Annotated in this window: 16 protein-coding genes; 9 read left to right on the top strand and 7 right to left on the bottom strand. The window is 59.1% G+C overall.

The window, feature by feature from the left end:
• Nucleotides 1–190: 190 nt before the first annotated feature.
• The 4 genes from M9Q49_RS11415 to M9Q49_RS11400 all read left to right on the top strand — a co-directional run bounded on the left by M9Q49_RS11415 (nt 191) and on the right by M9Q49_RS11400 (nt 3,179).
• Nucleotides 191–613: a hypothetical protein gene (locus M9Q49_RS11415; RefSeq protein ID WP_254508871.1), complete on the top strand. Its 423-nt coding sequence runs from the start codon at nt 191–193 to the stop codon at nt 611–613.
• A 129-nt stretch (nt 614–742) separates the two neighbouring features.
• Complete coding sequence (locus M9Q49_RS11410; protein WP_254508870.1) at nt 743–1,024, top strand: hypothetical protein; 282 nt, start codon at nt 743–745, stop codon at nt 1,022–1,024.
• Nucleotides 1,025–1,048: 24 nt separating this feature from the next.
• Entirely contained in the window at nt 1,049–2,512 is a 1,464-nt protein-coding gene (locus M9Q49_RS11405) for a LutB/LldF family L-lactate oxidation iron-sulfur protein (protein WP_254508869.1), read from the top strand.
• Nucleotides 2,502–3,179, top strand: a complete 678-nt coding sequence (locus M9Q49_RS11400; protein WP_254508868.1) for a LutC/YkgG family protein — start codon at nt 2,502–2,504, stop codon at nt 3,177–3,179. The genes M9Q49_RS11405 and M9Q49_RS11400 overlap by 11 nt, the downstream gene beginning before the upstream one ends.
• Before the next feature lie 13 nt (nt 3,180–3,192).
• On the opposite strand, the gene M9Q49_RS11395 is transcribed toward M9Q49_RS11400, so the two are convergent.
• The 4 genes from M9Q49_RS11395 to M9Q49_RS11375 all read right to left on the bottom strand — a co-directional run bounded on the left by M9Q49_RS11395 (nt 3,193) and on the right by M9Q49_RS11375 (nt 8,676).
• Nucleotides 3,193–4,548 carry a CHAT domain-containing protein gene (locus M9Q49_RS11395; RefSeq protein ID WP_254508867.1) on the bottom strand — a complete coding sequence of 452 codons (1,356 nt, stop codon included), beginning with the start codon at nt 4,546–4,548 and terminating at the stop codon, nt 3,193–3,195.
• A gap of 174 nt (nt 4,549–4,722) precedes the next feature.
• Nucleotides 4,723–5,580, bottom strand: a complete 858-nt coding sequence (locus M9Q49_RS35425) for a hypothetical protein (protein ID WP_261365047.1) — start codon at nt 5,578–5,580, stop codon at nt 4,723–4,725.
• Between the two features lie 90 nt (nt 5,581–5,670).
• The gene (locus tag M9Q49_RS11380; RefSeq protein ID WP_254508866.1) at nt 5,671–7,050 is read right to left on the bottom strand and encodes a DUF4384 domain-containing protein; all 1,380 of its coding nucleotides are present in this window, start codon (nt 7,048–7,050) and stop codon (nt 5,671–5,673) included.
• A gap of 69 nt (nt 7,051–7,119) precedes the next feature.
• Nucleotides 7,120–8,676 (bottom strand): DUF4384 domain-containing protein, encoded by a 1,557-nt coding sequence (locus M9Q49_RS11375; RefSeq protein WP_254508865.1) that lies wholly within the window; start codon nt 8,674–8,676, stop codon nt 7,120–7,122.
• Nucleotides 8,677–9,354: 678 nt separating this feature from the next.
• On the opposite strand from M9Q49_RS11375, the gene M9Q49_RS11370 reads away from it, so the two are divergent.
• Both M9Q49_RS11370 and M9Q49_RS11365 read left to right on the top strand, forming a co-directional pair.
• Nucleotides 9,355–11,361 (top strand): caspase family protein, encoded by a 2,007-nt coding sequence (locus M9Q49_RS11370; RefSeq protein WP_254508864.1) that lies wholly within the window; start codon nt 9,355–9,357, stop codon nt 11,359–11,361.
• Nucleotides 11,362–11,666: 305 nt separating this feature from the next.
• On the top strand, nt 11,667–14,525 hold the full coding sequence (locus M9Q49_RS11365; RefSeq protein ID WP_254508863.1) for a serine/threonine-protein kinase: 2,859 nt from the start codon (nt 11,667–11,669) through the stop codon (nt 14,523–14,525).
• 7 nt (nt 14,526–14,532) lie between these two features.
• On the opposite strand, the gene ggt is transcribed toward M9Q49_RS11365, so the two are convergent.
• The 3 genes from ggt to M9Q49_RS11350 all read right to left on the bottom strand — a co-directional run bounded on the left by ggt (nt 14,533) and on the right by M9Q49_RS11350 (nt 17,517).
• A complete protein-coding gene (gene ggt, locus M9Q49_RS11360; protein WP_254508862.1) occupies nt 14,533–16,221 on the bottom strand; it encodes a gamma-glutamyltransferase in 1,689 nt (562 codons plus the stop codon).
• A gap of 49 nt (nt 16,222–16,270) precedes the next feature.
• On the bottom strand, nt 16,271–16,588 hold the full coding sequence (locus tag M9Q49_RS11355; RefSeq protein WP_254508861.1) for a metal-sulfur cluster assembly factor: 318 nt from the start codon (nt 16,586–16,588) through the stop codon (nt 16,271–16,273).
• A gap of 74 nt (nt 16,589–16,662) precedes the next feature.
• On the bottom strand, nt 16,663–17,517 hold the full coding sequence (locus tag M9Q49_RS11350; RefSeq protein WP_254508860.1) for a hypothetical protein: 855 nt from the start codon (nt 17,515–17,517) through the stop codon (nt 16,663–16,665).
• A gap of 123 nt (nt 17,518–17,640) precedes the next feature.
• On the opposite strand from M9Q49_RS11350, the gene M9Q49_RS11345 reads away from it, so the two are divergent.
• Genes M9Q49_RS11345 through M9Q49_RS11335 form a run of 3 tightly spaced genes read left to right on the top strand, consistent with a single transcriptional unit; the run spans nt 17,641 to nt 20,535 of the window.
• A complete protein-coding gene (locus tag M9Q49_RS11345; protein WP_254508859.1) occupies nt 17,641–18,507 on the top strand; it encodes an alpha/beta hydrolase in 867 nt (288 codons plus the stop codon).
• Nucleotides 18,508–18,509: 2 nt separating this feature from the next.
• Nucleotides 18,510–19,112 carry a metallophosphoesterase family protein gene (locus tag M9Q49_RS11340; RefSeq protein ID WP_254508858.1) on the top strand — a complete coding sequence of 201 codons (603 nt, stop codon included), beginning with the start codon at nt 18,510–18,512 and terminating at the stop codon, nt 19,110–19,112.
• A 28-nt stretch (nt 19,113–19,140) separates the two neighbouring features.
• Nucleotides 19,141–20,535 carry an MFS transporter gene (locus M9Q49_RS11335; protein ID WP_254508857.1) on the top strand — a complete coding sequence of 465 codons (1,395 nt, stop codon included), beginning with the start codon at nt 19,141–19,143 and terminating at the stop codon, nt 20,533–20,535.
• Nucleotides 20,536–20,540: the final 5 nt, after the last annotated feature.

The following is a 20,540-nucleotide window of genomic DNA, read 5'->3' as shown; positions in this document are numbered from 1 at the left end:
ATCGGGGACGAGGAACTAGGAGCTAGGGGCTGGGGAAGAGACGTCGTGACAGCGCCTATGCTGCTGTTTCCAGGCTCCGCTCTGCTCACACTCCCCCTAGCCGATGGGCACTCTGCGAACTATCGTTAGGTCAGTTGAGGCGGCAAAGTTTGTGCAGATTGTGCTGTTTGTAGTGACCAGGAGTTTCAACATGAGTCTGATGCGAATGATGATGCCGGCCCTTTTGGTTTTGTCGGCAATTGTTTCAGCCGAAGCCGCAACTGCAGTTCAGCCGGCTCCTGCTGCAGCGCCCGCCGCACCTGCGGTAAAAGTGGCGACTTGCGAACCAGTGAAATGCTGCCCGCGGAACATTTGCTACCGAAATCACCGGGGCTGTGGCTGCTTTGATCCCTGCAAGCGGATGGAAATGATCCTGCAGGTCAAGGATCCCTGCGCGTGCTGCGTGGTGGAAGTGCCCGTTTGCATTCCGGCCTGCTGCACCGGCGCTCCCACGGTTTGCTGCCACAAGGGCTTTCTTCGCCATCAGGTCGTCGAGTACAGTTGGCCCTGCGGCTTTTGCTTGAAGGTGGTCTTCGACCGCTGTGGCGACATCGTAGTGCACTATTACGGCTAAGGCCGTTCAAAAGGATTGGCGATCGTGGGGCAGCGGCGGAAGAAAATGGTCGAGCGCCAGCCGCTCCTTTCCTCGCGATCGTTCGGAGAGCAAGAGCCGCGCGCCTCGATTGCCGTTACTGTGAGTTGGATGCTCACGATCTTGGTAACGGCGGGTGCGCTGTTGCTATCGGTTGTCTTCTATTGGCTGAAAGACGGTGAGCAACTCGCGCCGCAATCGGCACGGCTGTTGTCGTTCTTCGCCGGCACGATGATGCTCACTTCGGCAGTTACTGGACTCCTTTGCCTGGCGCTCACCGTTGCGGTGCATCGTATTCGGCGCGACCGCCCACCGCTGGCCATCACGGTGACAGCGGTGTTCGTTAGCGCCATGCCGCTCGCTACAATGCTGCTGCTCGCCCTCAACGGGTGACGGAACTCTCTCAAGGAATGAACCTTGAACACGACCAGCAGTTCGGCCAGCGAAACTGAAACGGATTATCTCCGCAGCAAGCATCACGAGTTTCTCGCCGCGTCGGACAAAGCGCTCCGTACTCCCAGCTTGCAGATCATCCTCGGACAACTGGGCGATACGCTCGGTGAACGAAACCGGCAGGCCTGGCGGATGCTGCCGAACTCCGATCTCGTCCGGCAGCGAGCGCGACAAATCAAGGATGAAACGCTCGCCAACCTGCACGAGCATCTGGCCACGCTGGAGAAGAGCATTGAGGCTCGCGGCGGCCAAGTTCACTGGGCTGACGACGGCGACGCAGCCTGCAAAATCGTCATCGATCTGATCCGCCAGCGCGGCGCGACGCGCGTGGTGAAATCGAAGTCGATGACCACCGAAGAAATTCATCTCAATCCCGCACTCGAAACGGCTGGTATCGAAACAGTCGAGACCGACCTCGGTGAGTACATCATTCAACTGGCTGGCCATCGTCCGTCGCATATTGTTGGTCCCGCGCTCCATCTTTCGGCGAAAGAAGTCGCCGAGATCCTCAGCGTTCCCGCCGGCAGGCAACTGCCTGTCGAGCGCGAAACGCTCGCCGGTTTCGCCCGCACCGAGTTGCGGCAGAAGTTCGCTGCAGCCGAAGTGGGCATTAGCGGCGCGAACTTCGCTGTGGCAGAGACGGGAACCATCGTGCTGGTTTCGAACGAAGGAAACGCCCGCCTCACGACCGCGCTGCCGAAGATGCACATCGCCATCATGGGGATGGAAAAAGTCATTCCCAGGTTCGCCGATCTGCCGTACTTCTTGAAAGTTCTCGCACGGGCCGCGACCGGGCAAAAGCTCTCGTGCTACACATCGTTCATCACCGGTGCACGCCGCGAAGGTGAGACTGACGGCCCGGAAGAGTTTCATCTGGTCGTGCTCGACAACGGCCGGTCACGCATCCTCGGCAGTCCGCTACGCGAGAGCCTGTTCTGCATTCGCTGCGGCGCTTGTTTGAATGCTTGTCCGATTTATCGCAGTGTCGGCGGCCATGCGTACGGCGGCACTTACTCAGGCCCGATCGGCGCGGTGTTGACTCCGCTCTACGACGGTCTCGTGGCCAATCAGCACCTGCCGCATGCTTCTAGCTTGTGCGGCGCTTGCCAGGCCGCTTGTCCGGTGAAGATTCAGATTCCGGAAATGCTGGTGCAACTGCGCGAGCAACTGCATCACGAACCGGCGCTGAAGAGCCGCTGGGAGAACTTTGCGTACGGGATGTGGGCCAAGACGCTGAAAAAGCCCTGGCTGTATCGACTCTCTACCTGGCTGGCGACACGCACGATCGGCCGGTGGTATCGCAAGAATCCCTGGCTGAAGAAGCTGCCTGGCAAGTTGCATGGTTGGACGCAGAAGCGGGATTTTCCGGCGCCAGCGCCGCAGCGTTTTCGCGATTGGTGGGACAAGGAGGGACGCCATGAGTCGTGATTCGTTCCTCGCCCGCGTGAAGCAAGCCACGGAACAAGGCCGGGCTTATCGCATCGAACATCAAACGCTCGCGCCCGAGATCGGCTACGTCGGCGTCGCTGGAGATTTGTGCGAACACCTGGCCAGTGAAATCAATGCGGTCGGCGGCGTTGCCACACTTGTTGATTCTCTCGATCAGGCCCGCGACGTGCTCGGCGCGTACCTCGCTGAAATGCAGGCGAAATCGGCACTCTGCTGGCAACATCTGTTGCTCGATCGCCTCGGGCTGGCGACGTTCCTGCGAGAGCGAAACATAGCGCAAGTAGACTACGAACAAACTGTAGCTGTCGATCAGCCTACTCGCCGATTGACACAACTCGCTTGTGACATCGGCATCACCAGTGTTGATTTCGCAATCGCCGAAACCGGCACACTGCTGGTTTGTGCTCGGCCTGGACAGGAACGAGTCGCTTCGCTGTTGCCGCCGATGCATGTGGCGATTGTCGAACGGAGCCAGGTCATTCCCGATTTGATCGATGCGTTCAACATGCTGCACGAACGCGGTCTGAGCAACCTGACGAGCAACATCACGCTGATCACCGGTCCCAGCAAGACCGGTGATATCGAGCTGCAACTCACCACCGGCGTGCACGGCCCAGGCAAGTGGCGAGTCATCATCATTCGCTAGTCGCGGCCACTTATTACTTCGGCCCGACGAGCACCAGGCTGCTCCAGTAAAACGGATGCTTCCAGTTGGCATCTTTGCGAATTTGCCTCTTAGCTTTCAGCAGAGCGGTAGCGTAGTCGCGATCGATAGGCTCCTTGCCGGCTTGAGCCAGGTAGTTGCTGAAATAGCAGATGAGCGTCGCACCGGCGAGGTCATCGACAACCCAGTTGCTGGCCACCACACGACGGCTGCCGGCGACGAGGAAGCCACGCGACAAAGCCCACACGCCTTCGCCCTGCTGTTGCGGCCCGTAGTTCGTTTCGCAGGCGCTGAGGATTGCCAATTCGCAACCGTCGAGATTTAGTTCATAAATTTCCGACATCGACAGGAAGCCATCATCTCGCGAGTCGCCAGCGCGGCCCGGAGCAACCGCGAGTGATCCAAAGAAGTTGCCATAGCTCTGATCGGCCATGCCGTGGCAGGCCATGTGAATAATCTGTTTGCCGGGTGCATGGCGACGGATGGCAGCTTCGGTGGCTTCGGCGCCGAGGACCTTCGTGGTCGTGAAGCCGATCTTTTCGAGGTTCTGCTGGATCCAATTGGCTTCGAGGCCCGTGGAAGGCAACTTCGAAAGTCCCGAGCGGAAACGGTCGACGGTCCGGCTAATTCCCAGCGTGCGATCGAGGGCATCCGCTCCAGTCGCCGCTGCATAATTCGGATCGCCGAGCGCAAAAAGCTTTTGCTCCGTTGCGGTCGAAGCCTTTCGTTCGGCCGGGTTCAGCAGAATCGTCGCCGAAGGGGCGTAGGCAATCGCGGGGCCCGCATCGAGCAGGTATTCCGGCTCACCTTCGTTCTTCACCACAAGAGTTTCGAAGGGGAGGAGCGCGAGCGGACCATCGGGAATGACGACGAGCCGCGTGACATCGGCGTGCTTGGCCTTCGCCCACCAGTCGGCCGTGGCTTCGTAGTACTTCAGGGCTTCGGCGGCGTCTCCCAAATTCGCGTAACAGAGACCGATGCTCCGCAAGGCATCGCCGTGGGTGAGCAGCAGTTGATAGCGTTCCTGTTCCGTCCGCGGCGTGAAATCTTTGAGCCGTTCAATCGTCTGCTGCCACTTCACCATCGATTCTTTGTATTTGCCCGAGTTGATCAGCGCTTCGCCGACATACATCGAGGCGAGAAAGTGATCGCGTTTCGCAAAACGACTTTCAACCAACTCGGCATGGCGATTGGCAATCGTTAGCGAGTCGTCAATGCGGCCCGAGCGCGACAGCTGAATGTACTGCCGCGACAACAGCGCTCGTTCATCCCAGTCTTCCTGCGTTTGAGCACCGGCCAGACCACTAGCGAGCAGCAAGAAGAAGATGCTGAGTGAGAAGGTACGACGCATGAGAAACTCCAGCCGTGAGTGACTTTGAGGTGAATGTATTTATAACTGCGAGCAGTGCCGGCAGCTGCCAAAATTGTGACAGCCAGATGAGTCATTTGGTTCGCCGTTGAGACTGGCGAGTAGTGCACAAGCCGGTGCCCCCGCCGCGAGGGCGGGGGCGGTTTTGCGGTTCGATCAAGCGCCGATCGAACGCAACCAGGCTTCGCGGGTTGGCGGCAGGGTCAGTGGGTTGACCAAGTTGGGTTGTTGGTCGCCTTGGGCGGTCGAGAGATCCTTGGCTTCCTTCTTGCGCGGATCGGTGAAGGTTTCGACGTAGAAGAAATCTCCTTCCGAGCCGCCGTAGATTTCGTCGACAGCGCCGTCGCTTACCTGCCAGTAGTTGCCGCCGTTGAGAATGTCGCCGCCCTGCCAGCCGTAGAGAATGTCGACGCCGTCGCCACCTTCCAGATAATCGGCATCGGTCGTCTGGCTACGATTCGTGCTGGTCACGCCATCGCCCCAAAGGCGATCGTTGCCAGCGCCGCCGATCAGCAAGTCGCTGCCGAGTTCGCCCCAGAGTTGGTCGTTGCCATCGCCGCCGAAGAGCTGATCGTTTTGCGAATAGCCGTGCAGTTGATCATCGCCCGCTCCACCGTCGGCAATGATCTTCCGCGGGCGACGCTCGGCAGGATCGGCCGTCGTGTCGATGTATTGAAACTTGTCGTTGCCACCCTTGCCGAAGAACGTCAGATTCAGCGAATCGTCTTGCTTGATCCAGGCCTTTCGCAGGCGGTTCTTGGCATCGGAGTGGTCGATCTCGATGTACTTCGCGCCGGTGACGAGCTGCTTCTGGTTCTTCTTGGCGACGATGTCGACCACCAGCACGCTGTCGGCCGTTTCGCTGCCGGTCATCACCACTCGGCCTGCTTCGATCTTCACCGAAAAACCGGCGGGGGCGTCGTTGTTTTCCCAGATCACATCGGCGGCCATCAGCTCGCGGGCAGTCAAGCGTTCGAATTGCAGCGGGCGGGTTTGGTTGGATGCAGTGGTCATCGGCGGGTTCCTGGTTTCTGGATTGTTTCGGCCTCGGATTGAGGCCGATTCAATTCCAGTACCAGCGAACTTGCCGGTTGTGACAGCCGCTTACGGTTTTTTCGCCGGCGGCGGAACCAAGTACACCGGCAGGCCGATGTTGTCCTGAAAAACGGGCTCTTGATCCGTCCCGACCCGTTCGAACAGTCGTTCACGGTATTTCTGAAAAGCGGTGGTCATCGTCAGCGGGGCCATTTCAGTTCTCATCGCTTTGATCAGAAACTCGGGCATGTATGCGGCCTCTCGCTTGGTGGAAAACGACGACGTTTCATTCGGCAGGCAGGCACAGATCACCATGGTGTTGAGGTCCGAAATGTCGTGCACGCGGCGGCCGACTTCGCTGATGGAGCCAGCCATTGCGCGGGCATCGACCAGACCGCCGCCGTGACAGGTTTCCATCATCAACACGATTTGGCGACCGGGTAGCTCCTGCAGCCAGCGGCCAAGCTGATCGTCGACCACATAGCTGTCAAACGTAGTGATCACTTCATCGTTGCCGTCGAGTTCCGAAGGGTCCTTCGTCGGTTCTGGCCCGCCGTGACCGCAATAAAAGAGGAACACGGTGTCACCAGGCTGCGTGATCGACGGCAGCCATTTCGTCATCGCATCTTCAAAGGCCGCGGTCGTTGCATTCACATCGGTCAGGACCTTCGCATTCTCGGGCGCAATCCCGCCCATCGTCGTCAGTGCCTCGTGCATGATCTCGGCCGATTTGCTGGCTTGCGGAACTTCATTGCCGTGCTTGGTAGCCTTCAGTTTGTTCACGCCGACAAACAGCCCGGCTCGCTTCGCTTCGCGCGGTTCCGGCAGCTTGCCGCCACCTTCGTGCGTTTTGATCACCACACGATGCTCGGCAAATTCATCGGCCGAGGCTTTGATCTGCTTGGCCAATTCGTCCTGCGTTTCCTTCGTCACGGGGACCGCACGGCCAGCCGAAGCATCGAGCTTGTCGAGCACGGCGATCGGCTGTTTGCCGGCGACAACTTGCAGCGCCTCTTTGCCGAAGGGGGCCGAGACGCGAAAGCGAAATTCATCGCCGGCCTTCGGCAGCGAGACCTCGGTGTTGGCCTTCACGCTGTTATCGGGCTGGGCCTTGTTTGGAAAAATAAGCACGGTGCTCCCATCGGCCTGGTGGTAGAGCAGATACACGTGGCAATCGACTTCCGCTTTGAACCGCACCGTCAAGCGTTCGCCTTGGCTGTACGTCGCGTCTTTACGATTGACGGCGACATTCATGAGAAACGCGGGTTTGGCGGGAATCAGGTTGCTGCCGGGTGTGGGTTCGACGGCGGGAGTTGTTGCAGGAGGCGATGCCGTGGATGCCGGAGTTGTAGTCGTCGTCGGTGGTTGCGGAGGAGTTGGTTCTTGAGCCATCAAACTCGTCGCACTGATTAATAATCCGCACAGGGCGAAAGGGATGAACTTGTTCATGGGAATATTCCAATTTGGTTGTGAGCTTGCGAGAAACGACGTGCATTCCACTTACTGAGTGCGTGGCTCTTACGGTTTCAAAAACACCGGCTTCGCACAGTTGTTGAGCATGAAGGGATGACTCGGCGGGACGCGTTTTCCTGTGGATTCAAGGTCTTTGTTCAGTTTCTCGAAGTAGTTTTTCATCTCGGCATCGCAGAACGCAAAACCGTCTTCCAGCTTTTGGGCGCCGGTCGGTTGTTCGAGGAACTTTACGAGGCAGTAGGTGAGCACGCTCATGTCGGCCTCGCGGCGTTCGTGGGCCACTTCGTTGGCGTGCGCGGCACAGAGGACTGCCTGCTCGCCTTGGCCGAGATTCTTCAAGCGAGTGGCTTCGCCTTGCAGGAAGTCGAATTTCGTTTCTGGCGAGGAACCTTTGAAGTTGGTTTCGTTCGCCACGAAGCCGCCGCTGTGGCAACTGTCGCTGATGAAGATCACCTGTCGACCGTCGAGCCGTTGCACCCAACGGGCCATCAAGTCGTCGCTCACGGTGGTCGCCTCGACCATCTTCAACTCCGGGTTCGGCCCGAGTTGTTCCACTTCACTTAGCAGTTGTTCAAATTGTTGTGCTTCTCGTTCCGATAGCTTCTTCTCTTTGTAGAGCTGCGCCAACGCGTTGAATTGCGACACGCCGAGCATGTCGTGCGGCACGATAAATTCATCCAAGCCGTCGGCTTCGTCGCCGCTGGTATCGGGCATTTGGCCGGTGTGGCCCGAGAAATAGATGACCACCGTGTCGCCAGGCCGCGAGACCGACGGCAGCCACTGCGTGATCGCTTCTTGCATGTTGGATTTGGTCGCTTGCTCGTTGGTAAAGACCTTGATGGCGTCGAGCCGGCCAGAAACTCGCATGGCTTCGGAAAACTTAAGTGCATCGCGATGCGACGCGTGCAAATTCTTCGAAGCCTTATCGCCGTTGGCGGCAACGAGGTACTTGTCGTACTTGTGCTCCGACACGCCGAAGAACACTCCCACGCGCTTCGCTGCGCGGGCTTCAGGCGTTTGCGTATTGGCGTAGGTGTTCAGCTCGACATCGGTCTCGGCCCAGCGAATCGGCTTGTCCTTACCGAGTTCGACTTCGATGCCCTTCAGCGCTTGCTTGCTCACCGGATTAAACCGGCCCTTGAGCAACTCCGGCTGCGAGAGCACATCGACCGGTTCTTTGGTCGCGATCACCTTCACGCACTCTTTGCCAAACGGCTTGCCGACCACCCAGCGAAAGAGATCGCTCTCGGCCGGCACGCGGACGGCCTCGCGGGCCTTCACCAGATTGTTCTTCTGAATCTTGTTCGGAAAGATCTGAAAGACCTGCCCATCGGCCTGTTGATAGAGGACGTAGACGTAGGCGTCTTCCTCGGCGTTGACGCTGACCGACAGCGAGTCCCCTTCGCGATAGTCGCGCGTCGGGCGATTGAGCGAAGCCGCCACCAGGAACGAAGGCTTGTCATTAAAGATGCGATCGGCGATCGCCGGCGGCGCGGCGTTCGCCTGCACTGGGTCAGCCGCAAACAGCGAATTGGCCAGCAACGGGCCAGCGAGGGCGACCGCCGCGAGTGAAGTGAACCAACGAGTAAGGAAGCGTTTCATGGGAACTCCGGCGTTGAATTTGCAAAAGCCAGGGGATGTTTCCAGTCCGTACACTCAGGTTGGACATTTGTGACAGCAGCCGCCCGTTGCTGCCTCTGCCTTTCCCACATCACTGGCCGATCAGTTGGTTTTCCGGTGCGTTCTTGGAGCGGTGTTATATAACCGGGAATCAAATTTTTCGCGAATCTGCAACCCTTTGATGGGACCTGCTTTGCGCCGATTATTGGGTGTTATAAGGGGTAATAACTATAACCCTTTCCTCCCTTGCAGGAGGTGTTTTTATAACAGCGCCATAACCCTCGATAACCTCGATTTAACTTCCCAAAATCGCCGCGGCGACCGTTTCGACTGCCTCTCGATCCGCGCGCACCGCGAACGGCCGCTCGGCAATCTCTCACCGACGAAAATGTGGACAAACGTGCATTATATGACTTAGGTGGCTGCAAGACAAGTTTCGCCGAATTTTTCACCGGGAGGGCGAGGCTCCCGACAATCCGATCCGCAAGCGGAACTCAAAATACGCCATCACTCTGCCGCATTCAATTCATTTCGCGGCTGCCATCTATCGTTTCCGTAAGCTGACCAATTCCCTCTTGGCTTTTTGCTGTCACAAGCCGAACAGGCGTTTGTATATTGGGCAGTTACGAGAAATCTCGCCGATTTTCCGGAGTCCACCCGATGTCAATTCGCCTGTCGCCGCTCCTTTCCTTTGCCTTGCTCTGCCTCATCGCACTTGCCAGCGGAAGTGTTCGGGCGGAAAGCAATTCGCGCCAATGGGCTGTGCTCATCGGCTGCGAGAATTATCAAAAGGCCACGCCGCTCACCTACACGATGAACGACGTCGACCAACTCGCCAAAATCCTCCGCGAACGCGGTGGCATTCCGGGCGAACGGGTGATTCAGTTCATCGAGAGCTCGCCCGATGCCAACTTCAAGCCGATGCGTTCCAGCCTGCTCGAGATGCTGCCGAAGTATCTTCGCAAGCCGACCAAAAACGATCGGCTGATCGTTTACTTCAGCGGTCACGGTTTCCGTTCGCAGGACGGCAGCCTTTATCTCGCGCCCCTCGATTGCGATCCCGCCAATCCCGCCGCGACGGGCGTGTCTGTCGCCTGGCTACGCGAGCAACTCGCCGCTTGCCCCGCGCAATTCAAGCTCCTCGTGCTCGATTCCTGCCATGCCGGTACGGAAAAAGGAGAAGAGTCGATCAAGGGCGCCAGCGCAAAAGATCTCGGCGAACCCTTCCGCGATATCGAAGGAGTGGTCACGCTCGCCAGCTCGACCGGTGACGAAAAGAGCCAGATCTGGGCCGAGAAGAAGCAATCGCTCTTCACCTATTGGCTCAATCAAGGCCTGGCCGGCCACGCCGATGAAAATGGCGACGCCGAGATCGATATCGACGAGCTCAACAAATACGTCTTCAAAAACGTGACCCACACCGCCAAGACGCAGCTCCATCGGCCACAAACGCCGGTCCGCATCATTCGCGGCGGCAGCGGTTCGCCGGTGGTGCTCGAACTCGTGCCGACCAAGCTCAAGCACTTGATTCAAGACATGGCCAAGCAAATGTCTTGGTCGATGCAAGAACGGGGCATCAAAAAGGTCGGCGTGCTGCAATTCACCGCCGACACGCCGTTCGGCGAAGCTCTGAACACCGGCTTTGGTTCGCTTGGCCGCTGGTGCACTGCGGAACTGGAAAAGACGTTGCTCGAATCGGGCACTTGCGAAGTGATCGACAGCAGTCGGCTCATCGCCGCACTGAAAAAGAACAAGTTCACCGTCGATCAGCTCGGCTCGCCCGAAGCCATGCAAAAACTCTCGAAGGATCTGGGCGGCATGCCTGCCATTGTCTGCGGTACGCTCCGTCATCGGCAAAACAAAACGATTACGCTGCAATGCAAGCTGCAGAACATCGAAACCGAATCGCTCGCCGGTGCTGCCGGCGGCTCGGCTCTGCTCAGCGAACAGGAATGGGCGATGCTCGGTCACAGCGTGGCCATCAAGCCCGAAGATCGTCCGCCGCCGGTCCCTGGCTTGTCGAATCAAGAGAGCGAGCTCATCCCCAAGCTCGATGAAAAAGCGGGCCAGGCCCATCCGATGAAGGACCCACGCTTTCCTTATCGCATCTCGGTCGTCATCAACGGCCAGGAACGCAAAGGTGTCTTCCGCGGCAATGACTACGTCATCCCGGTTCGCAACGGCGAAGTATACGAAGTGCAGGTGAAGCTGCTCAACCAAGAGAACGTCTGCGTCAAGTTGCTCATCGACGGTTTGAATACGCTGCCACAAACGCTGAAGGGCGAAAAGGGTGTGCAAACAGTCGAGATCGCGCCAATCGTCAAGCTCGATGAAGCTCGCGAATGGATTCTGGATTCCGCGAAGAATCCGCAGCGGCTGTGGGCCTTCCGCGGCTTTGTCACCGAGACCGGCTCTGCCGGCAGTCTGAAAAAATTCGTCATCACCGACGCCGCCAAATCGCTTGCCGCTCAAAAGGAATTCACCGAGAGCATGGGCCTGATTACGGCCGCGTTCTACACCGCCACAGCCGCTCGCTCGGGCACCACGGTTCAACCCTGGGAAACGAAAGAAGAGCTGAAGGAACGGAACGACGTCGAAGCCGGCGACCTGATCGGCGTAGTGAATATCCGCTACATGGACGCGGAAGAGTTCAACAAAGCGAAGTAAGTTTCCATGTAGCTGAATTCGCCAGAATTCAGAAGACACCACGAGGTCGCCAGTGTTTGATTGGCCCCCACTGAGCTTGCTCAGTGGAGCCCTGATTCTGCACTAGTACCGAGGATTGAATCGCTTTGCCCCCGCCGAGCTTGCTCGGTGGAGCATATGATTGCAACGCAACGGTGAATCATTCGCTCCACCCACCAAGGTCGGCGGGGACGGAAGATGGTTTTCGAACGAGGCTAGTGCAAAATCACTTCACCACCGAGCAAGCTCGGTGGGGTCCAAGAAGTTAGAACGACTAAGACATCCCCATGCCAACCCTTGATGAAACCGACGTCCAGCTCAAGTGCCCGCACGGGCATCGCTGGCAAGTTTCTGTCGCGGCGAACACCGTCGCGGCGACGGAAGACACGGTCGCGGGTGGCGGCCACTCCACCTGGTGTCCGGTGTGCGGCGAACCCGGCGCTGCAGCACAAATCGATTTGCAACAAAACGAACAACCGCTCCCCGAAATCCCCGGTTACGAACTTCTCGAAGAACTCGGCCGCGGCGGGATGGCCGTGGTCTACAAAGCCCGGCAGTTAAAGCCGCAGCGCATCGTTGCTTTGAAGATTCTGCATCACCCAGCCATCGGCGACGAATCGTGGATCGCCCGCTTTCGCAGCGAAGCCGAAGCGGTTGCTCGCCTCGAGCATCCGCACATCGTCCGCATGTATGAAGTGGGCGACGCGCCGCGGATGAGTTATCTCGCGCTCGAATTCATCGACGGCGGCACGCTCGCGCAGCGAATCAACGGTCAGCCGCAGAACCCGCGCTGGACGGCAGAGACTGTCGCGACGATCGCGCGGGCGATGCACTTTGCGCATCAGCTGGGCATCATCCATCGCGACCTGAAGCCGGGCAACATTCTGCTGCAAGGCGCGTCTTCGCAACCGCGCGTCACCGACTTCGGCCTGGCTCGGCGGCAAGATCAAGACAACCAAACCCGCACCGGCGACATCCTCGGCACCCCGGCCTACATGGCGCCGGAGCAAGCCACCGGCGTCACCCGCAACATCAGCCCGGCCTGCGATGTTCATGCGCTGGGTGTCATCTTGTACGAAATGCTCACCGGCCTGCCGCCGTATCGCGGTGTCGACGTGATGGACACGCTACGGCTGGTGATGACCGCCGATGCCACTCCGCCGCGGCAACTGCGTCCCGAGATTCCGCGCGATCTCGAAACGATTTGCCTCAAGTGCCTGGAGAAATCACCGCGGCAGCGATACGCCTCGGCTGCCGAGTTGGCCGATGAACTCGAACGCTATCTCCGCGGCGAAACGATCATCACCCGTCCCACGACGCCCTGGGAAAAATCATACAAATGGAGCCGCCGTCATCCCGCCGCGGCCCTCGCGATTGGCGTGGCGATTCTCATTCCGCTCCTCATCGTCGCCGGCCTGATCTGGCATAACGGCCAGATGTCGCGCGAGCTGGCCAACACGACCGAGCAGCGCAACCGCGCCGAAGCGAATCTGCTCGGATCGCAACAAGCGATCGATGAGCTTCTTACCGAGTTGAGCACCGGCCATCTCGCCAACTTGCCGCGGTCGTCGCCACATCGCCGGCAACTGCTCGACTGGGCGTATGCTCTCTGCCGCCAATTGCAGAACGAGAATCCCAACGACACGCGGCTCCACCTGCAATCGGCGAGAGCTCAGCGGCAGATGGCAGACATCGAACGACTGCTCGGAAAATTCCCTGCCGCCGCAGCCAATTACAGCGACGCCATCCGCAAGCTGACGTGGATCTCGGCGCATGATGCGAGCAACGCTCTTGCCCATCGTGAACTGGCCGCCGCGCTCAACAACGCCGGCCTGCTCGCCGAACAACAGGGACAAACCGCCGCAGCGGAACGGCTGTTTCGCGAAGTCGAGGAGCAGTGGAAGGACCAGGCTCAGCGCCGCGCCGAAAGCGCCGATCTGACTCTGTCGCAGGCCGCCACGCAGAACAACCTCGGCCGATTGCTGATGCAGCTCGGTCAATTTGATGAAGCCGACAAAGCGTTTCAGCACGCGCTCGAACTGTATACAAAAATCACGAGCGAAAAACCCGACGAGCCGTCGCTGCAGCTCGCCCTCAATTCCTGCCGCGTCAACTTCGGCAACCTGCTCATGGCCCGCGGTGATTTCGCCGGCGCTCAAAAGTTGTTCGACCACGCGCAAGGACAACTGGTCGAGCTTCTGAAAACTCATCACGACAACAGCGAGCTCTCGGCCGTACTCGCCGTGATCGAAAACAACCGCGCCGCGGCGCTCTCGGCCAGCGAAGAGATCGCACTCGCCGAAACGGCGTTTGCGCGGGCTCAAGGTTTGCTCGCGCAGCTCGTCCGCGACTTTCCCGCCGATCTGGCGTACCGCGAACAGCTCGCCACGTCGCAGCTGAATCTCGCTCTCTTGCTTTCCGACAACAAACGCGAAGACGAAGCCAATTCGCTGATCGAGACAGCCCGGCAGACCTTCGAACTGCTCGCCGCCGAACAGCCCGACTCGCCCGACTTCCGCCAGGGGCTGACGAAGGCGCTCTCGCAACTCGCTCACGAACAAGCCCAGGCCGATGAGCAAGCCACCGCGGAGCTGACGTTGCGCGACGCACTGAAAATGCAGCAACGCCTCGCCGAGCAATTTCCCGAGCGCGCCGACGTCTGGAGCCAACTGGGGTTGTTCCAGCAATCGGCCGCGCAACTGCTCGCCAAGCGCGCCGCCAATAGCGACGCCCGCCGGTACTGGGAACAAGCGATCGAATCGCAACAGCGGGCCCTCAAGGCCAACGAGGCCGCCGTCGCCTATCGCGCCCGGCTATGTGATCATCTCGAAACCTTTGCCACCTGGCTGATCGCTCAAGGCGAACCCTCGGCTGCAGCCCCCATCAGCGTGCAACTCGCCGCGCTCGATCCTGAAGACGCCGATCAGCAACTGCAGGCCGCGCGGTTTCTCGCGCAGTGCATTCCACTCGCTGCCACGGTGAAAGGCCAGGACAAAATCAACGGCCAAGATCCGGCGGCCTACTGCCGCGAGCACTGCCTGCAACTGCTGCAAGCCGCGGCGGCTAAAGATCAAAAGGGCGTGAATGAATTGCTGGAATCAACGCCGCTGCGCGATGAGGCGGAGTTCCAGCAGTTGCGTAAGTAACGCAAGATTAGTAACCCACCGCCGCGCCGTCCTTGCGAGGTTCGGTCGCGCCGTGCAGCACGCCGTTTTGCCAGTCGATAAGAATTCCTTGATAGCCGCCATAACCACCGCGGCTGCGGAATACTTTGTGACCCTTGGCCTTCAGGCCAGCTACGGCGGCATCGCTCACGCCCGCTTCGACATGCACCGTGCCGCTGCCATCGGCGGGCGTTCCCGTCGGATCGGCACTGCCGGTGTGCATCACGCGGGCCGCGTCGCCTGCCGCTTGCGGGTTCATGCCGAAGTCGATCATGTTCAGCAGGATTTGCACGTGGCCTTGAGCCTGCATGTCGCCACCCATCACGCCGTAGCAAAACCACGGCTTGTCGTCTTTGGTAACCATTGCCGGAATGATCGTGTGGAACGGCCGTTTGTGCGGCTCGAGGCGATTGAGGTGCTTGTCGTCGAGCGCGAACAGACAGCCGCGGTTCTGCAGCGCGAAGCCGGTGTTCCCCGCGACCACCTGTGAGCCAAAGCCGTTGTAAATACTCTGAATGAACGAGCAGCAGTTGCGATCCTTGTCGACGACGGTCAGATAAACCGTGTCGCAGGTTTCCAATTTCGGATCACCGGCCGGAACATCACTCGCAGCGCGATTGGCGTTGATCAGCGGCGCTCGCTTGCGAGCGTAGTCCTTCGAAATCAGTTCCGCCGTCGGCAGTTTGCCGAAATCGGGATCGGCATAAAACTTCGCCCGGTCGGCAAAGGCCAACTTCTTCGCTTCCAAAAACAGATGCAGCATTTCCGCCGAGTTATGGCCAAGCTTCTTCAAATCAAACGGTTCCAGCTGATTGAGAATCTGCAGCGCGGCAATCCCTTGGCCGTTCGGCGGCAGTTCCCACACGTCGTAGCCGCGATAGTTCGTCGAAACCGGCTCGATCCAAGTCGTCGTGTGATCGGCAAAATCCTTCAACGAAAAGTAGCCGCCGTTCTTTTCACTAAACGACACGATCTCGGCAGCGATGTCTCCTTTGTAAAAAGCAGCGGGACCATCCTTGGCAATCTTGCGATATGAATTAGCCAGCCGCGGATTGCGAAAGACCTCTCCAATTGCAGGAGCTCGCTGGCCATCGATTAAGTAGGTCGCCGCCGAGTCGGGCGATTCCTGCAAATGCTTCGCGCTGCTCCGCCAGGCCGTACCGATTACTTCCGAGACCGGAAAGCCTTCCTCGGCCGTTTCAATCGCGGCGGAAATATCTTCCGCAAGTGACTTACGGCCAAACTTCGCTCGCAGCGTTTCCCAACCATCGACGCAGCCTGGCACCGACCAAGAGAGAGGACCATCGAAGGGAATCTCGGTCAGTCCTTTATCGAGCAACTTTTGCCGCGAGATGTTGTACGGACTGCGGCCGCTGCCGTTCAGGCCGTAGAGTTTTTTGGTCTTGCTGTCCCAATAGATGACAAACAAATCGCCGCCAATGCCGCAGCTCATCGGCTCGACGACACCCAGCATCGCATTGGCCGCGATCGCCGCATCGGCCGCCGAACCGCCGGCCTTCAGCACGTCGAGCCCCGCTTGCGCTGCAAGCGGATGACTCGTCGCTACCATGCCGTGCTTCGCCATCACGACGCTGCGACTTTGATTGCGCATATCGCCCGACCGTTCGTAACCGGCTTGCGGTTGGGCCCAGCAATCAGAAGCGGAATCAGCGGCCATTAGGAGCACCAGAAGCAGGGCAGGAACTCGCAACATCGCGGCCTCAAGCTTAGAAAATCCCCAACTGATCGCGGGCTTCTTCCGTCATGCGATCAGGCGACCATGGTGGATCGAGCACAATGCGCACCTCGACTTCGCCGACACCTTCGACAGCGCCGAGCACTTGCTTGCTGTTGGCGATCATCTGCGGGCCGGCCGGGCACATGGGGCTGGTCATCGTCATTTGGATGGCGATGTTCGACTTCCCCTCGGGAGTTTCGCTCGCCGTCACGTCGTACACGAGCCCGAGGTCGATGATGTTCACGAACAACTCGGGGTCGATTACTTTTTTCAATTCTTCGCGAATGATTTCTTCGCTGATGGGCATCGGATTACCTGCAATGGGGAAATGAACTTCTCCCTGGCATTGTAGCGCGAGCCCTGCGGGCTGGGAATGACTACTTACTCGTTACCGGCAGGCTTGGCGACTGCAATCGGGTGCCCAAACAGCTCGGCCACGTCGCGAATGAACGGCTGATGCTTCTCCGGCGCGGCTGCATACCAGCGCGCGAGATAGGCCGTGAGCGCCTCATCCTTCGGCGCTGCGGTTTCATTCAGCCAACGAACCGCTTCCCAATGTTCGGGCTTCTCTTCGAGTCGCGCGAGGAGCACGACGGCCATCGCGCCGTTTAGTTCGCGGTTGGTGGCGTTCTTCCGCAGCTCCTCGGCGTGCGACCGGTAAAACGCGGCGAGGCCGCTCGCGTGGATCTCGCGGACGTGCTCCCGTTTGCGAATCTGATCGTCGGCATAGTCGCGCAGGCTATCGCGATAGTCGGTCCAGTTGCGGTAGGGCGGCGATTTCTTCCAATCGCGGGCCATACTGCGCAGTACATACAACGACGCCGTTTCGCAAAGGGTTTCTTCGAACCACAGATTCTTGCCGTCGCTTGGCCGATAGCGGCAGAGAATGTGGCAGAACTCATGACCGAACTGATAGGCGTACTGCGACCAGAACGTGTTGCTGGTGTCGAGCTTCAGTACGATCTCGCGCATGTCGTTGCGCTGATACAGTACGATCGGCCCACTCTTGCCTCGCGTGACCACGAACGGCTCGAGATCGTACTCCGGAAAGTGTCGCCACAGTTGCTTGGCCGCGGAATCGCACACCGCGCGAATGTCGGCTTCACTGGCTTCGAAGTCGCTGGCGTCAACGCGATAGATCGGGAGCGACTTCTTCGCCGGTTCGTCAGCAAACGTGCGCGGCGCGAGAGCAACGACGAAGAGGCCGATGAGTAGCAAGTTGCGGCAGGAGTTCATGACGCTCTCACGGGGCAAAGTTCCAAACTTGACATCTTCAGCCGCGATTCTATCTGCCGGCATGGCCGGTCGATAGAATAACCTCGGTCATACCTCGATTCCGCACCATTCCGAGAGTTATGCATGCTGAAGTCCTACCTCTCCTTGGCGTTCCTGTCGCTCCTGCTCATCGGTCGGTTGGCGAGTGCGCAGGAAACCGCGCCGAAGAAGTTCGTCTATAAAAAGGTGAACGACGTCGATTTGTCGCTCAATGTCTATCAACCGCCGGAATGGTCGGCCGATAAGAAGTTGCCAGCGATTGTCTTCTTCTTTGGAGGTGGTTGGACTGGCGGCAAGATCGAGCAATTCGAATCGCAGAGCAAACACCTGGCCAGCCGCGGCATGGTGGCCATCTGTGCCGATTACCGCGTCAAGAGTCGCCATGGCGTGAAGCCGGATGCCTGCGTGCAAGACGCCAAATCGGCGATCCGCTGGGTTCGGCAGAATGCCGCCAAGCTGGGAATTGATCCACAACGCATCGTCGGCGCGGGTGGTTCCGCTGGAGGACATCTGGCTGCCTGCACGGCGCTGTGCCCGGGTTTGGATTTGACCGAAGAGAATCAAGACATCTCTTCAAAGCCGAACGTGCTGGTACTCTACAACCCTGTCCTGAATTTCAATGTCGCCAACCTCACCGATCGCATCGGCGGCGATGAGCAGCTGGCAAAAGCCATTTCGCCGACGCAACACCTGGCGGCGAACTCGCAGCCGACACTGCTGATGTATGGCAAGGATGACAAGCTGCTCGCGCAAGGCGAAGAGTATGAGCAAGCGGCGAAAAAACTCGTCTGCCGCTGCGAGCTGATGACAGTCGAGGGCGTCGGCCACGGCTTTTTCAATCGCCCGCCACATCTGCAAGCGACCACCGCTCGCGTCGATGCGTTTTTGGTGTCGCTCGGTTATTTGCCGCCAGCAACGTCAACGGAAAGCAAACCGGCGGGCGACAAGTAATCATGAAACTCGGGCTGATTACCGACATTCACGAAGAAGTCGACAACCTGCGGGCTGCGCTCGCGCGGCTGAAGGCCGAGCGCGTCGATAAGATCGTGATGATCGGCGATGTGGCCTTGCTCGGCGAGCATCTGACAGAGACCTGCCGCTTGCTGACCGAGGCTCATGCGGTGGGCGTGTGGGGCAATCACGATTACGGACTGTGTGTCGATCCCTCGCCAGAGCTACAGCAAAAACATCCGCGCGAAGTGTTCGAGTACTTCGGCAAGTTGCGGCCGTCGCTCGATATCGACGGCTTTCATTTTTCGCACGTCGAGCCCTGGCTGAATCCCGAGAGCTTGTTCGACCTGTGGTACTACGATGGCCCCCCCGATGAGCATGGCAAGCTCTGGCGCATCTTCAACGCCGCGCCGCACCGCGTGATGTTTGCCGGGCACTTTCACAAATGGCTGCTGGCCACGCCGGAGCAAATTGTCGATTGGCACGGCGAGCGGCCGATCCAGCTCGCGCCTGGCCGATTCTTTTGCGTGATCGCTGCCGTGTGCGACGGCTATTTTGCGACATTCGACACGGAAACGAGCGAACTCACGCCGCTGCGTGTATAGTTTCGGCTGGCAACTTAGGAGCCCGCCGATGTCACGCCTGGTCGATCACGCCTACGCCTCGCCGCAAACGAACGAAGGCATCGTCGCCGCAGAAGCTGTTCCGCTGGGCAATCCGACCAGCGTGCGATACCGCATCGTCGCCCTTTCGATGGGGATGTCACTCGTCCTCTATCTCGATCGCTTCGCTCTCGCGCCGATCACCACGACGATCTGCAGTGATCTCAATATCTCGAAAGAGACCTTCGGCTGGGGAAATTTCGCCTTCTTCCTGTCGTATGCCTTGCTGCAAGTTCCTGCCGGCGCGCTCGCCGATCGTTTTGGTGCGCGGCGAATGTTGGCGCTCTATGTTGTTGCCTGGTCGCTGGCGACGATCGCGCTCGGTTTCGTCTACGGCTGGGTCGGCTTGATTCTGCTGCGAATTGTGATGGGCGCGATGCAAGCCGGCGCCTACCCAGCAGCCGGCGGCTATCTCAAACGCTGGGCAAGCCTCACCGCGCGAGCGAAGGCCAACAGCCTGGTGGCAGCCGGCGGTCGCGTCGGCGCGCTCCTCGCCTTTCTGACGACTGCCTGGGTCGGTCAGCAGTTTCAGCAGCAGTTGGGATTCGGGCAGGGTTGGCGCGGTGCGCTGGGAGTGTTCGGCAGCGTGGGATTGATTTGGACGGCCATCTTCTGGTGGTACTTTCGCGATCGGCCGAGCGAACATCGCGGCTGCAACGCAGCCGAACTGGCAGTAATTGGCAACGAACCAGTGACAAGAGCAGTCGAGCCGTTGCCAGTGATCGCTGTGCTGTCGAATCCGAATGTCTGGATTCTCAGCGTCTCCGGATTCTTGACCAACGTCGGTTGGATTTTTCTAACGGCCTGGCTGACGACGTATCTCGTCGAGAATTTTTCCGACCAGCTGAAAGAAATGTTTCCGCGGGCCGCTGCCTCGGCGGGATTCAAAGATGTGCTGGCTGGCGTGCTGACCGCGGTCACCGCTTGCGCGGCAATTGCTGGCGGCGTGAGTGGCGGCATTTGTGCGGACCTATTTCGCCGGCAGTTCGGACCGATCTGGGGCCGGCGCATTCCCGGTCTGCTGGCGGGGGGCATTTCGGCGATTGCTTATATCGCGTGTCACTTTGTGGCCGACATTCGTCTGTTCATGCTGCTCATGGTGCTAACTGCGTATACGATCGACTTCGGCCTCGGTTCGCTGTGGGCTACGTATCAAGACATCGGTGGCAAACATGTCGGGTCGGTGCTCGGCTTTGCGAATATGTGGGGCAATCTCGGCGCTGCCGTTTGCGGCTGGTACTACGGCCGGCTGGCCGATCAAGATAATTGGCAGTTGGTGTTCACCATCTCGGCCGCGGCGCTCATTTTGATGTCGCTTAGTTGGTTGCTGGTGAATCCCACGCGCACGCTCGACTCCGCTAAGTGAGGCTA

Origin of the sequence: Anatilimnocola floriformis, from assembly GCF_024256385.1 — a bacterium.
Lineage (GTDB): Bacteria > Planctomycetota > Planctomycetia > Pirellulales > Pirellulaceae > Anatilimnocola > Anatilimnocola floriformis.
This window is presented reverse-complemented; position numbering and strand designations above follow the sequence as displayed.

Bases quoted from the DNA above. Each gene is read 5' to 3' on its own strand.
- M9Q49_RS11415 (WP_254508871.1), top strand. From the start codon at position 191: ATGAGTCTGATGCGAATGATGATGCCGGCCCTTTTGGTTTTGTCGGCA.
- M9Q49_RS11410 (WP_254508870.1), top strand. From the start codon at position 743: ATGCTCACGATCTTGGTAACGGCGGGTGCGCTGTTGCTATCGGTTGTC.
- M9Q49_RS11400 (WP_254508868.1), top strand. From the start codon at position 2,502: ATGAGTCGTGATTCGTTCCTCGCCCGCGTGAAGCAAGCCACGGAACAA.
- M9Q49_RS11395 (WP_254508867.1), bottom strand. From the start codon at position 4,548: ATGCGTCGTACCTTCTCACTCAGCATCTTCTTCTTGCTGCTCGCTAGT.
- M9Q49_RS35425 (WP_261365047.1), bottom strand. From the start codon at position 5,580: ATGACCACTGCATCCAACCAAACCCGCCCGCTGCAATTCGAACGCTTG.
- M9Q49_RS11380 (WP_254508866.1), bottom strand. From the start codon at position 7,050: ATGAACAAGTTCATCCCTTTCGCCCTGTGCGGATTATTAATCAGTGCG.
- M9Q49_RS11375 (WP_254508865.1), bottom strand. From the start codon at position 8,676: ATGAAACGCTTCCTTACTCGTTGGTTCACTTCACTCGCGGCGGTCGCC.
- M9Q49_RS11370 (WP_254508864.1), top strand. From the start codon at position 9,355: ATGTCAATTCGCCTGTCGCCGCTCCTTTCCTTTGCCTTGCTCTGCCTC.
- M9Q49_RS11365 (WP_254508863.1), top strand. From the start codon at position 11,667: ATGCCAACCCTTGATGAAACCGACGTCCAGCTCAAGTGCCCGCACGGG.
- ggt (WP_254508862.1), bottom strand. From the start codon at position 16,221: ATGGCCGCTGATTCCGCTTCTGATTGCTGGGCCCAACCGCAAGCCGGT.
- M9Q49_RS11355 (WP_254508861.1), bottom strand. From the start codon at position 16,588: ATGCCCATCAGCGAAGAAATCATTCGCGAAGAATTGAAAAAAGTAATC.
- M9Q49_RS11350 (WP_254508860.1), bottom strand. From the start codon at position 17,517: ATGAACTCCTGCCGCAACTTGCTACTCATCGGCCTCTTCGTCGTTGCT.
- M9Q49_RS11345 (WP_254508859.1), top strand. From the start codon at position 17,641: ATGCTGAAGTCCTACCTCTCCTTGGCGTTCCTGTCGCTCCTGCTCATC.
- M9Q49_RS11340 (WP_254508858.1), top strand. From the start codon at position 18,510: ATGAAACTCGGGCTGATTACCGACATTCACGAAGAAGTCGACAACCTG.
- M9Q49_RS11335 (WP_254508857.1), top strand. From the start codon at position 19,141: ATGTCACGCCTGGTCGATCACGCCTACGCCTCGCCGCAAACGAACGAA.